Consider the following 13,275-nt stretch of genomic DNA (forward strand, 5'->3'; position numbering starts at 1 on the left):
CAGGAGAAACTGAATGGAATCCCATATTATTCAACAGCTAAAAAGTCACTTTGATGACTTGAGCCACATCATCCCCGAAGATGGGATCGAGTTTTGGTTTGCCCGCGATCTGATGGAACCGCTCGGCTACGCCCGCTGGGAGAACTTCCAAACGGCAATCATGCGGGCAATAGAGTCATGCAAAACAACGGGCTATGAAGAAACAGACCATTTTCGTGGCGTCACGAAAATGGTCAGAATCGGGAGTGGCGCAGATCGATCGGTCGAAGACTTTATGCTCACCCGCTATGCCTGCTACCTCATTGCCCAGAATGGCGACCCGCGCAAGGAAGCCATCGCCTTTGCCCAGAGCTACTTTGCCATCCAGACCCGCAAGCAAGAATTGATAGAAGATCGCATGCGCCTGCAAGCCAGGTTGGATGCTCGCGAGCGCCTGAGGGAGTCAGAAAAAACGCTGTCGCAAAACCTCTATGAACGCGGCATTGACGACAAGGGCTTTGGCCGCATCCGCTCCAAAGGCGATGCCGCACTGTTCGGTGGCAACACTACGCAGATGATGAAAGATCGTTACGGTATTACTCAGGCCCGTCCACTGGCAGACTTTCTGCCAACGCTGACCATTGCAGCCAAGAACCTTGCCACCGAGATGACCAACCACAACGTTATGCAGGAACAACTGCATGGTGAACCGACGATCACCCGTGAGCATGAGCAGAACAACCGCAGCGTGCGCGACATGCTCGGCCAACGCGGCATCCAGCCCGAACAACTCCCTGCAGAAGAAGACATAAAAAAGCTGGAGCGTCGCGTTAAGGCGGAAGAAAAGAAACTGCTCAAGAAAACCGGTAAACTCCCGGCTTATAAACACCAAGACAAAGACTGAATCGAGAAACCGGAACCATGCTGCAAAACAACCCTGACCTGCAAAGCGCCATCAAACGTCTCTGGGACAAATTCTGGAGCGGTGGCATCAGCAATCCACTCACCGCCATCGAACAGATCACCTATCTGCTGTTCATGAAACGACTGGACGAGTTGGATCAGAAACGGCAGGCCGATGCTGAATGGACCAATGATAAATACACCTCCAAGTTCGCTGGCACTTGGATTCCCCCTGAATACCGCAATCAGCCTAATGCAGAGCAATTTGCTATCGACAAGAGCGAACTGCGTTGGAGTAGCTTTAAACGCAAACATGCTGAAGAAATGCTCCAACTAGTTCAGGGCAAGGTATTCCCCTTTCTGAAAGACCTGAACAGCGCTGAATCCAATTTCACTCGCCATATGAAGAATGCGGTATTCATCATCCCCAAGCCAACGCTGCTGGTGGAAGCGGTGAAAACCATCGACGACATTTTCGAAATAATGGAGAGGGACTCTCAAGAAAAAGGCCAAGCCTTTCAGGACATCCAGGGGGATGTCTATGAATTCCTACTGTCAGAAATTGCCACCTCCGGCAAGAACGGCCAGTTCCGTACCCCGCGCCACATCATCAAGCTGATGGCCGATCTGGTGCAGCCGAAACTGGGCCAGCACATCGCCGACCCGGCCTGCGGCACTGGCGGCTTTCTGCTGGGCGCTTACCAGTACATCGTCACCCAGTTGGCTATAAAAGATGGTAAACAAGACCTCACTCCCGATGAAGATGGTTTTATCCGCACCTCGGTAGCAGCCGGATTAACCCGCAAGGTGCAGCTCTCTTTGCAGGAAAGTCTGTACGGCTACGATATCGACGCCACCATGGTGCGTCTGGGCCTGATGAACCTAATGATGCACGGTATCGACGAGCCACACATCGACTATCAGGACACTCTGAGCAAGGGCTACACCGAGGAAGCCAAATACGACATCGTGCTAGCCAACCCGCCGTTTACCGGCAGTATCGATAAGGGTGACATCAACGAAAATCTGCAACTCTCCACGACCAAGACCGAGCTGCTGTTTGTCGAGAATATCTATCGTCTGCTGAAAAAAGGCGGCACCGCCTGCGTGATCGTACCGCAGGGCGTACTGTTTGGCTCCGCTAAGGCCTTCAAAGATCTACGCCAAACGTTGGTGGAACGCTGCGACCTCAAGGCTGTCATCACCGCGCCCAGCGGCGTGTTCAAACCCTATGCCGGGGTCAGCACCGCCATTTTGCTATTCACCAAGGTCTGGGGGCAAAAGGACAAAGTTGCCAAACCCGCTACGGAGCATGTCTGGTTCTATGAGATGGCCGCAGATGGCTATTCGCTGGATGACAAACGCACTAAACAGGAAGGTTATGGCGACCTGCAGGACATCATTGCCAAGTACCACGCCCGCGATGCAGCGGCTATTCCTGATGACAAAAGCGACCGTACCACCACGTGTTTTATGGTGCCGCGAACCGAAATTGAGGCAGAGAACTACGATCTCTCTCTATCGCGCTACAAGCAGGATGTATTTGAGGAAGAACAGTACGACAAACCAAGTGTGATTCTGGATCGGCTGATTCAGGCAGAAGTGGGCGATGTGAAAGAGACAGACCTGGCCAAGGTGCAGAGCGGCATCATGCGTGAGTTGCTGGAACTGAAGGGGATGGTGGGATGAGGATTGACTCTCTTTCGACTGTCATTGCAGCCCTTGAATCGGGAAAACGGCCAAAAGGCGGCGTATCTAGCGCAACCGGCACGGTTCCAAGCCTTGGTGGAGAACACCTGAACAACGACGGTGGCTTCCGCCTAGGGAATCTTAAATATATTGACGAGGAATTCTTCACGAACCTGAAAAGCGGAATCGTAAGAAAGAATGACATTTTGATAGTTAAAGACGGTGCAACTACGGGTAAGGTAAGTTATGTCAGTTCGGATTTCCCTTTTGAACGAGCAGCCATTAATGAGCACCTTTTCGCGCTCACTGTCGACAGTGCGATTGCACATCCTCGATACGTTTTTAGCTTCTTGAAATCTCCACAAGGCCAGAAGGAAATTCTGAAGGATTTTCGAGGTGCTGCAATTGGTGGTATCTCTCGAGGCTTTGCTAAATTAGCAAAAATCCCCCTACCTTCCCCCAACGACCAAATCCGCATTGTCCATCTGCTTGACAAGGTGGAGGGGCTTATAGCCCAGCGCAAACAACACCTGCGACAGCTCGATGAGCTGCTCAAAAGCGTGTTTCTGGAGATGTTTGGCGATCCGGTGCGGAATGAGAAGGGGTGGAATAATATTCAATTTTCCGAATTACTCGCCGAAATTGAAAGTGGAAAGAGTCCTAAGTGTGAAGCCAGAAGAGCCGAACCCGGTGAATGGGGGGTGCTCAAACTGAGCGCAGTAACACATTGCAAATTCGATGAGACTGAAAATAAAGCACTGCCAAACGACGTAGCCCCATCATCACGTGATGAAATCAAAGCAGGAGATTTGCTGTTTAGCAGGAAAAACACCTACGAGTTAGTAGCTGCTTGCGCTTATGTTTTTAGTACTAGGCCAAAGCTTCTGATGCCAGATCTCATTTTCCGCTTTATTTTCAAACAGGGCGTAGGAATAAATCCAATCTTTATATGGAAACTACTTACTTGTGATTCACAACGTAAGGCCATTCAATCGCTAGCAGCGGGCGCTGCTGGCTCGATGCCAAATATTTCAAAGACGAATCTAAAGACAGCCAGTTTGCCGATCCCCCCGTTAACTTTGCAAAACCAATTCGCCACCATTGTCGAAAAAGTAGAAAGCATAAAATCCCGCTACCAACAAAGCCTCACCGAGCTGGAAGCCCTTTACGGCGCACTCAGTCAGCAGGCCTTCAAGGGCGAATTGGATCTGTCGCGTGTGCCTCTCCCCGATCAACCAGTTCCCCCAGTTACCACCCGAATTCACGTCGCCAAGCCGGAAGAAGAAGCGCATGCTATCCACTTACCTGCTCCTGACAACCTACCAGCAACATTGCAAAATATCGAAGCTCGCAACACATTGATAACACAATGGTTGGAGGTTTATCTTAGACAACTTTCCAGCACACCGTTTTCAGTGCAAGACTTTATGGCAATGGCACAAGAACGGCTGGTCGAACTGAACCCAGACAATGACATCAAACTAGGCGCAAGCGACTACGAGAGCATCAAAAAATGGGTGTTCAAAGCGATAGATGCAGGCCGTCTTAAACAGACTCAAAACATCGCTTACTATAGCGAAAATGGATCACCAGTCTTAGGTAACGCTATCGAATTAAAGGCCGTTTCAGCATGAAGCTGCTACGCCTCAAGATCACGGACCCGGCAGGCTTTCGTAGCCTGCCTTATGGTTTTGAACACCACTTCCGTACCGAATGGGGCTTACAGGAAGAACTAGCCCAACCTGAAGGTTTCGAGCCCTTCATCTGTGCAGGCCTCAACGGCAGCGGCAAATCCAACCTACTTGAAGCGCTAGCAGCGATCTTCTTTCAGTTAGAAGTGCAGCGAGTACGCCGCAATTTTCTGCCTGAAACTTTTCAGTACGACCCCGATGACAATCCTGAGGGCATAAAAGATCATGAAGGCAATCCCAACGCCTATGAGCTGGAATACCTCATCACGTTGCCGGAAGAATACCGCTCTTCCGGCAGCCCAGCATTCGCCCACGTAGTCGTCATTAAAGAGCCGGACAAATCGCCTTGGCTAGGCAGGAAGAAAAATGAAGCGTCGCCGGTTGAGGAGTTTTCTTTCAGCCGATTCAATGATGAAGAACGCGACTTACTGCTGCCGCAGTATGTTCTGGGCTACTCCTCTGGTGAAAACGAGATTCTCAGCCTGCCGTTTTTCAAGATGCGTTTCATCCAGTTTGATGAATACTGGGATGCCTTAACTAGAAAAAGTTCTTATCCCGGCCATCCCGATACACGGCTAGCCTATCTGGACAACGGTTTCAGCCAGGCCATCCTATTGTGCAATCTGCTGTTTCAAGATGAGACTACGCTCCAACCCTTCCGTGAGGATGTCGGTATCGAGGAACTGCGGGAATTCCGCATCATTCTGCGCCGCAGCGTACCGATCACGCATCAGCAGCTTGCAGACTTCACTTCAGGTGAGCACGTGTTGCCTACTGAAATACAGGATGGTCACTTTACCGATAGCGATATGGTTTATCGTGATCTGGAAACTGGCGATTACCGGCTTAATTTGCTTCAGGGGCTTGAGGCCGATGAACGCACCGCTATTGTAGGAAAGCTTAAACGTTGTGCCACGCTGCATTTTCACGATGAAGCGACGGATACGTTAATTCTGGACTACAGAGTGAATGGCGCCACCCGACAGGCTTTTCAAGAAAACTTCGATGGTTCGGCACTGGCGCTATTCCAGGCATTTCAAGTATTGCTATCGCTCAATCTTTATACGGTGAGTGATACGCTCAAGGCCGATCTGTATCGTTCAAACAGCCACTACGTCAGCGAAACGGTGCCAACGCTAGCCTCCGATCAGCGCATCATGCGCTTTAAAAATTTTTACTTTACGAAGCAAGGCGTAGAAAAACCGATGCTGCTCAAGGAACTGTCTGACGGCGAGCACCAGTTGCTGCACAGCCTCGGTCTGTGCCTGCTGTTCCGCGAAACCAACAGCTTGTTTCTATTAGACGAACCCGAAACACACTTCAACCCGCACTGGCGTGCCAGCTTCATCACCCGCCTGCGTCAATGCCTGTCGTCTACGGGGAAGGCAAATCAGGAGATGCTGATCACTACCCATACGCCTTTCCTGATCTCCGACAGCAAGCCAGAAAAGGTACTGGTGTTTGCCAAGGACCAAGCCAGCGGTACGGTCAGCATTAGCAAGCCGACCTACAACACGCTGGGGGCGTCGATCAACAAGATCACGCATGAAACTTTCGGGAAACATGAAACTATTGGAGAAGTTGCTCAACAATTATTGGAACAATTAATCAGTGATCCGATGTCGAAAACCGACCCTTATGGCCTTGCTCGCAACATCATGAAGACTATAGGAGACTCAATTGAACGTACGCTAGCCGTACATACCTTGGTACAGGCGAAAAAAGTCGATAAGGAGTAGGACTGATGTTATTCCCTTATAAGCGTCCTCGTCACCCTATGCGCGCCATGCACGGTTTTGTTGCTTACATCTTTGACAGGGTGTGGTGTTGTGCACCACATAAGGAATACAGCCTTGAACTGTTCAAGGGATTGCCTGCTTTATATTCCATCATGGAGGAACTACATCGGGCTGATTTGGCTGGCATAGAGAAGGGAGCCGGTGCATTTTTTTATCGCCACGTAAACCAAATCTTCCAAGAATTTAAACAGCTTAGTCCTGAAGATATCCGATCTTATCGACAAATCTTCATGGCCAATAATGATATCCAAGCGCTTTGTGAGGGAAAAAAAGAACCCAGTCGCTACATCGCAAAAACTAAAAATGTATTGATGCAAGCGATAGAAGTTTTTTTCAGTAATCTCTATAGCTGCGGCTTCTTTGAACTAAAAGTAGTTAAACAACATGTTGGTGCGGACTTGCAAGAGCACTACAAAACATTTTCCGCTCTAAATGATATTCCTTGTTGCCCATTTTGTGGTCTTATGCCGATAGATTCTGAGTTTGATCCAACCCGTGAGGCTTACGACCATTACCTGCCTGCAAGTAAATACCCATTTAATTCAGTCAATCTTAGAAATCTGGCACCCGCATGTTACAAGTGTAATTCACAAAATAAAGGGGCAAAAGATCCGCTTCAAGATGAGGCTGGAGTCAAGAAAAAGGCTTTTTACCCTTATGCAGCTGCCAGCTACCCAATTAAAGTATCGGTATATTTCAACTCGGTTGACCAGATTCCAGCGACTACGCAGGAAATTAGCATTGATCTGAGTTGTGCAGGGTATGACGAGGAAATCGAAACCTGGAATAGGCTTTACAAAATACGCGAACGTTACACGGCTAAATGTCTTTCTTTTGGAACGAAATACTGGTTACAGCGCGTACTAGACGAAAATGAAAACTACAAGCAAATTTCTCAAGATGCTTTAAACAAAGAGCTAGAACAATGCGAGAAATACCCTTGCTATGAAAGTAATTTTCTTAAGGGCGCTTTTCTCGATGCTTGTCGGCAGATCGGGATTTTTTGACAGTTTATTGGTTGCCAATAAGTTAGCTGCGGGCCTCTGGAAGATCGAACTTCGATGAGAAAACCGCGAACATGGGTTAAAACGATCCCATGAACCGCTCTGCCTATTTGTTTATGTTCGTGTAGCCTCGGCAAAAACAAAGGCTACACGGTGTATAGCGGGGTGAGATTGTTGGCGCTAATGCTTTCTCACCCTCGATGGTATTTACCGCAAGCTTGTTTTGAAAAATTGTTCAAATTTATCAAACGGTATTTTGCCTGCCTGATTGTCGTACAGGTCCACATGATTGGCATCCGGTATCACTACCAGCTCTTTACGCGTGCTGCCGACTAATTTGTAGGCATCTTCAGCAAAATAGCGCGAATGAGCTTGTTCACCGGTGACGACCAATGTCGGGACAGTAATTTCGCTCGCATAGCTCAGGAGCGGCATATTCATAAACGACAGCGGCATTGTCGCCTTCCACGCGCTTGTTGAGTTGACAGAGCGATCATGGAAGCCGCGAGGTACACGATAGTAGTCAAAAAACTCTTTCAGTACCGGATGCGGATTTTCTGGCAGCGCTTCCGGCAATATACGGCTAGCCGCCGTGACCTTCCCGTCTTTATCAACATAAAGATCGTGCCCACCAGTCGCAAAGGTGCCACTTTCCGCATCTTTCCAACGCTGTTCGCTGAGGTATTGCAATACAGCACGGCGATCGGCAGTCGTATAGCGATCCTTGCCATCACCCACACCATGCCCCATCGCACGGCTCATGTCGTACATCACGCTGGTGGCTACCGCTTTCACCCGCGTATCGGCTGCTGCCGCATTTAACGCCATGCCACCCCAGCCGCAGATACCCAGCAAGCCGATCCGGTTGCGATCGACCTCTTTTTGCAGGCCAAGGAAATCAACGGCTGCACTGAAATCTTCAGTGTTGATGTCAGGCGAGGCAACGTTGCGTGGTTGGCCACCGCTTTCACCGGTATAGGAAGGATCAAACGCCAGCGTGATAAAACCTTGCTCAGCCAGCGTTTGTGCATATAAGCCGCTTGATTGCTCTTTCACTGCACCAAAAGGCCCACTCACAGCGATGGCGGCCAGCTTACGATCTCCCCGGTTTTTCGGGATGTAGAGATCGCCCACGAGAGTAATCCCGTAACGGTTCTGGAAGGTCACCTTACGGTGGTCGACGTTATTGCTTTGAGCAAACGTCTTATCCCATTGAGTCACCATGGAAACGGGCTGATTAGGATTGGCGTTTTGTGCATACGTCATAGTGGAAACTCCGGTTAACGCGACACTCAGTAACAAAGCAGACGCGATGGCTGTCAGCTTCTTAGGAAGGACATTCATGATAAATTTCCTTTAAAAACAGAGTATTGATTCGTGGTTGTTTGGTATGGGGTTGGTGGTTTTGTGACCCATGAGATTTATTTTAGTTAGAACAACCGGTGATGATTAGACGCTTAAATTAGATAACATTAATGTTCATATGTTATAAATCTTTGTAGTGAAGCGCTCAAAAGCAATACCATTCCAGTCTGAATGTATAGGTGTGGATGAACATGACAGGCCGAGAAAACTACAACGATCTCTACGTGTTTATGCTGGTTGCGCGTGAAGGCAGCTTTACCAAAGCAGCAAGCATGCTTGGTTTGGCTCAGTCTGGTGTCAGCCGCACAATACGCAATCTGGAAAATCGTCTGGGCGTGCAACTCCTGACGCGGACCACTCGCAAGCTGTCGCTGACTCAAGCGGGTGAGCAACTTTACCGAACCACGGTAACCAGTTTTCAATCACTGGATATCGGCCTAACTACGCTTGCTCATTTCCGTGATACTCCTTCAGGCACCGTACGGATTAACGCCAGCCAGCACGCGATTGATAAGGTGCTGCTGCCCAAACTGGCGATATTCAGACAACGTTATCCCGATATTCGGCTGGAACTCATTAGTGAAAGTCGCTTTGTCGACATCATCAATGAACGGTTCGATGCGGGCGTACGGTTAGGTGGAGAAGTCGATGAAGGCATGATTGCTGTGCGCATTGCGCCTGATATGGAGATGGTTGTCGTCGCAACACCAGACCACTTTTTCCATTATGGCTTTCCACAAACGCCAGCCGATTTAGCGGTACACCCTTGCATTGCCTATCAGTTTGCTGATGGCAGTCTTTATCAGTGGGAATTATGGCAGGAAGGCAATCAGATAAAACATAGGCCACAAGGGCAGTGGGTGTTTTCCGATAGCTACATGGAAGCCGAAGCGGCAAGACAGGGACTAGGGCTGGCCTATGTTCCAGAGGAGCTGGTAAGAGAAGATCTGGTGCGTGGCACGCTTATACGTGTACTGACACGTTATAGCCACCGTCTCGCCGAATTACACCTGTATTATCCCCATCGTAATGTGTCACCAGCCTTGAGAATGGTGATAGATACATTGCGGATATAAGCGAATTACATCAGGCAATAAACTCTCATTTACTTAAAAACCATCGGCCCAGAATGATCTCTGAGCCGATTTTTAAACGTTACTTTTTAAGTATTATTTCAACGTCGCTTTCACGACAGCTGACAGCGGCGTGGTTGGGCGACCAATCAGACGGCTCAGTTGCTTACCGCCATCGAACAGCCCACCTTTGGATGCGCCGACGTCGGAATCCGCAATAATCTGCGCAAAAACATCGGGCAGTCCAGCGGAAACCAGTGCAGCGGTGAACTCCGCTTCAGACAGGTTTTGATAACCGATAGATTTACCAGACTGTTTACTAACTTCCGCCGCCAGCTCTACCAGCGTGTAAGGCTCGTCGCCAGCCAGTTCATAAACCTTGCCTGCCTGCCCTTCCTGCGTCAGTACCGCGACCGCAGCGGCGGCAAAGTCTTCACGGGTTGCAGAGGTAATTTTGCCTTCGCCCGCGCTACCGATAAACACACCGTGTTCCAGCGCCGCAGGGATGCTGCCCGCATAGTTTTCGGTATACCAGCCGTTGCGCAGCAGGACATGCGGTAAACCAGAGTCCTTCAGCAAGGCTTCCGTTTGACGGTGTTCTTCCGCCAGAGCCAGAGGGGACTTATCCGCGTGCAGTAGGCTAGTGTACGCCACCAGTTTCACGCCAGCTTTCACTGCGGCTTCAATGACGTTGCGGTGTTGCGCCGCACGCTGACCAACCTCACTTGAAGAGATCAGCAGCACTTTATCCACACCTTGCAAGGCGGAAGCCAGCGCTTCAGGTTGATTATAATCCGCCGCTTTCACCTGTACGCCTTTTGCAGACAGATCGGCAACTTTATTGACATCACGCACCAGCGCCACGATGTCGCCCGCCGGAACCTTCTCTAACAGTTGTGCAATGACTAAACGGCCCAGTTGGCCAGATGCACCAGTAATAGCAATCATCTCAAGCTCCTTTTATTGACTGTCTTTCATTAACCATCTTTTGTTAACCGTCTTTTGTTAACAACAACTGGATGGCATAATATCGGCAAAGCTAACTTTAAGTAAGTACACACATAAAGGTAAGTATAGTGAGTCAATCTAAAACGCCTATCGATTTATTGCCGCCCATTCTGCCAACTGGTGATGTCTTCGCTGAAAAATGTCCCTCTCGCCAGATACTTAACCACGTTACCAGCCGTTGGGGCGTACTGATTCTGATTGCATTACTTGATGATACGCATCGTTTTAGTCAACTGCGTCGACGGATTGGCGGCGTGAGCGAGCGCATGCTGGCGCAGACTCTACAATGGTTGGAAAGTGATGGCTTTGTCCTGCGAACGGCCTATCCGGTTGTCCCGCCACATGTTGAGTATAGCCTCACCCCATTAGGCAAAGAGGTTGGTGTGCGGGTAAAAGAGCTGGCGATATGGGTAGAAGGGAATCTGGACGAAATTATGGCGGCACAGCAGGCCAGCGAGCAATAATCCGCCAAACCTGACATCATCAGACCATCATCAATCAAACCCTGCGTCTCCAGAATAGAGGTTCTGCTCAGGAGGGGGCGCGATCGGGCAGCAGGCGGGAAATGTCAGAGAAAATGGCTTTCCAGGTCTCATCATCGACCGCCATAAAGCCAAAATAGCGCAGCAGGAATGCCCCTTCGGATGCCAGAAACGCCAACCGAGCGTCCCGCCCTTCCTGGGAATTCAGGTCAAGCCCGGCCAACTGGCTGTCGTACCACGCCTGTGATTTAGCAAGATGCTCAGGCGTATTCAACAACGAGGCCATCATGCCCGCCGCTCGATCGCCTTCTGCAGCATCCGTCCGATAAGTGATATCAACGTGCGCACGCACTCTGGCTTCCCTACTATCATCTGTACCGATGCACACGGCGGCCATCTCATCAAACTCATCTTCCCAGCGCTGATACATCGCGTGAATCAACTCGTCCTTCGTCCCGAAACACGACTGAATACCGCCTTTTGTCACACCCGCAGCTTTAGCAACCGCATCAATCGTCAGCGCAGCCGTTCCCTGCGTGCGGACAATCTGCTCCGCCGCATCCAACACGCACGCACGATTAATGCTCTTATGACGCCCCATGTCTTCCCCGATTTAAAATACGTTTGTATTTAAAAAGCAATTCTATATCATCAGAACGCTATCCAACAGATGAAAAATGGAAGATCAAGGTAGAGATCCTGTTATGCAATCACCAAAGAAATGGCTGATCCTGGCCATTGTTTCCAGTGCACTGTTCCTGATTGTTATCGACATGACGGTGCTGTACACCGCACTCCCGACACTGACTCACGATCTGCACGCTACTGCATCGGAAAAGCTGTGGATCGTTAATATCTATGCGCTGGTTGCCTCCGGTTTACTGCTGGGGATGGGCACGCTGGGCGATAAGCTGGGCCATAAACCTCTATTTATTTCCGGGCTGGTAGTCTTTGGTGCAGCGTCACTGTTTGCCGCTTATTCTCCCGCACCCAGTATGCTTATCGCTGCTCGTGCGTTGCTCGCGGTCGGTGCCGCAATGATGATGCCCGCTACACTGTCGATTATTCGTCTGACATTTACTGATGAACGGGAACGCGCACTGGCGATCGGTATCTGGGCTGCGGTGGCATCCGGTGGCGCGGCGTTTGGCCCGGTCATGGGCGGAATACTGCTTGAGTACTTCTGGTGGGGATCAGTTTTCCTCATTAACGTACCGGTCGTTTTGCTTGCGCTCATCATGGGAATTACCGTGATTCCACACCGGCCGGGCAACGCCTCCCACCGCTGGGATTTCATCGGTTCCCTATTAATTATGGTTGGTTTAATTGGTGTAACCTATGCCATAAAAGAGCTGGGTAAGCGGGTTCCGTCTTATGAAGATGCGCTAATCGCGCTGCTGATCGGCGTGGCGTTTATTACCCTGTTTGTGCGGCGTCAGCGTAACAGCAAGCATCCCCTGGTCGATTTCTCTCTCTTCCGCCTGCGGCCTTTCAGCGCAGCCGTGGCCGCGGCTATCGTAGCGGCCGCTGCATTGATCGGTATGGAGCTGGCTTTCACCCAGCGGCTACAGCTCGTCGTTGGACTGTCTCCGCTACAGGCCGGGCTGTTCATTTTGCCTCTGTCATTGGCGTCCTTTATCTCTGGCCCGTTAACCGGAAAGATACTGCCGCGCGTGAATAGCGGGACAATGCTAGCCGCTGGACTGTTGATTTCGGGACTCGGAATGGGAAGCTATCTGCTGCTCCACAATGCGCCCACCCTTATACAAATCATCAGCCTAACCGTTATTGGCGCAGGCGTAGGCTCCACCATGACGGCCGCATCGAGCACCATTATGCAGGTTGCTCCAGCGTCAAAAGCAGGGATGGCGGCCTCAATCGAAGAAGTGTCCTATGAATTAGGGGGCGCGACGGGCGTGACGCTGATGGGCAGTTTGCTGTCTTTCGCGTATTCTGCGACGTTTATGCTGCCCGCAGGGTTTACCGCACCGGACACTGCCTATGACAGTCTGGATGAGGCATTAATTTTTGCCGAATCCTTACCGGAAAATATGCAGCGTATTCTTACCACACAGGCACATTCCGCCTTTGATTCGGGTTTTTCCATTGTGCTGGCCGCAGCCACGCTGATCCTGCTGCTGACCGCGGCCCTCGTTTGGACAACCCGCCATAATAAACAGCATCGTCATCAGGCCGCTGATGTATAGCACCACCGACTCATCAGTTAAAACAATAAAAAACGCCGTTCAATCACGAACGGCGTTGATGATGTAGCGACGTCT

Annotated in this window: 11 protein-coding genes; 8 read left to right on the plus strand and 3 right to left on the minus strand. The window is 50.3% G+C overall.

All coding sequences use genetic code 11. The features are described from left to right. Window positions 1-13 precede the first annotated feature (13 nt). Genes dinD through WCT94_RS15120 form a run of 5 tightly spaced genes read left to right on the plus strand, consistent with a single transcriptional unit; the run spans window position 14 to window position 7,068 of the window. Complete coding sequence (dinD, locus tag WCT94_RS15100) at window positions 14-883, plus strand: DNA damage-inducible protein D (RefSeq protein ID WP_336870204.1); 870 nt, start codon at window positions 14-16, stop codon at window positions 881-883. 17 nt (window positions 884-900) lie between these two features. Continuing rightward, complete coding sequence (locus WCT94_RS15105; protein WP_336870205.1) at window positions 901-2,571, plus strand: type I restriction-modification system subunit M; 1,671 nt, start codon at window positions 901-903, stop codon at window positions 2,569-2,571. Further along, window positions 2,568-4,205, plus strand: coding sequence for a restriction endonuclease subunit S (locus WCT94_RS15110; RefSeq protein ID WP_336870206.1), 1,638 nt, complete (start codon window positions 2,568-2,570; stop codon window positions 4,203-4,205). The genes WCT94_RS15105 and WCT94_RS15110 overlap by 4 nt, the downstream gene beginning before the upstream one ends. Continuing rightward, a complete protein-coding gene (locus tag WCT94_RS15115) occupies window positions 4,202-6,001 on the plus strand; it encodes a restriction system-associated AAA family ATPase (RefSeq protein WP_336870207.1) in 1,800 nt (599 codons plus the stop codon). The genes WCT94_RS15110 and WCT94_RS15115 overlap by 4 nt, the downstream gene beginning before the upstream one ends. Window positions 6,002-6,006: 5 nt before the next feature. Continuing rightward, the gene (locus WCT94_RS15120) at window positions 6,007-7,068 is read left to right on the plus strand and encodes an HNH endonuclease (protein ID WP_336870208.1); all 1,062 of its coding nucleotides are present in this window, start codon (window positions 6,007-6,009) and stop codon (window positions 7,066-7,068) included. Between the two features lie 204 nt (window positions 7,069-7,272). Here WCT94_RS15120 and WCT94_RS15125 read toward each other — a convergent pair whose 3' ends face one another. Continuing rightward, a complete protein-coding gene (locus WCT94_RS15125; RefSeq protein WP_336870209.1) occupies window positions 7,273-8,409 on the minus strand; it encodes an alpha/beta hydrolase in 1,137 nt (378 codons plus the stop codon). A gap of 212 nt (window positions 8,410-8,621) precedes the next feature. Between WCT94_RS15125 and WCT94_RS15130 the strand changes: the two genes are divergently transcribed. Continuing rightward, window positions 8,622-9,506, plus strand: a complete 885-nt coding sequence (locus WCT94_RS15130) for a LysR substrate-binding domain-containing protein (protein ID WP_431891895.1) — start codon at window positions 8,622-8,624, stop codon at window positions 9,504-9,506. 93 nt (window positions 9,507-9,599) lie between these two features. Here the strand turns inward: WCT94_RS15130 and WCT94_RS15135 are convergent, their stop codons facing one another. Beyond that, a complete protein-coding gene (locus WCT94_RS15135; protein WP_336870211.1) occupies window positions 9,600-10,451 on the minus strand; it encodes an SDR family oxidoreductase in 852 nt (283 codons plus the stop codon). 128 nt (window positions 10,452-10,579) lie between these two features. Here WCT94_RS15135 and WCT94_RS15140 point away from each other — a divergent pair, with 128 nt between their 5' ends. Then, complete coding sequence (locus tag WCT94_RS15140; protein ID WP_336870212.1) at window positions 10,580-10,975, plus strand: winged helix-turn-helix transcriptional regulator; 396 nt, start codon at window positions 10,580-10,582, stop codon at window positions 10,973-10,975. 67 nt (window positions 10,976-11,042) lie between these two features. On the opposite strand, the gene WCT94_RS15145 is transcribed toward WCT94_RS15140, so the two are convergent. Next, entirely contained in the window at window positions 11,043-11,594 is a 552-nt protein-coding gene (locus WCT94_RS15145) for a TetR/AcrR family transcriptional regulator (RefSeq protein ID WP_336870213.1), read from the minus strand. Window positions 11,595-11,697: 103 nt separating this feature from the next. On the opposite strand from WCT94_RS15145, the gene WCT94_RS15150 reads away from it, so the two are divergent. Next, the gene (locus WCT94_RS15150) at window positions 11,698-13,200 is read left to right on the plus strand and encodes an MFS transporter (protein WP_336870214.1); all 1,503 of its coding nucleotides are present in this window, start codon (window positions 11,698-11,700) and stop codon (window positions 13,198-13,200) included. Window positions 13,201-13,275 lie beyond the last annotated feature (75 nt).

The sequence above is a fragment of the Pectobacterium sp. 1950-15 genome, from assembly GCF_037136835.1.
In the GTDB taxonomy this organism is placed as follows: Bacteria; Pseudomonadota; Gammaproteobacteria; order Enterobacterales; family Enterobacteriaceae; genus Pectobacterium.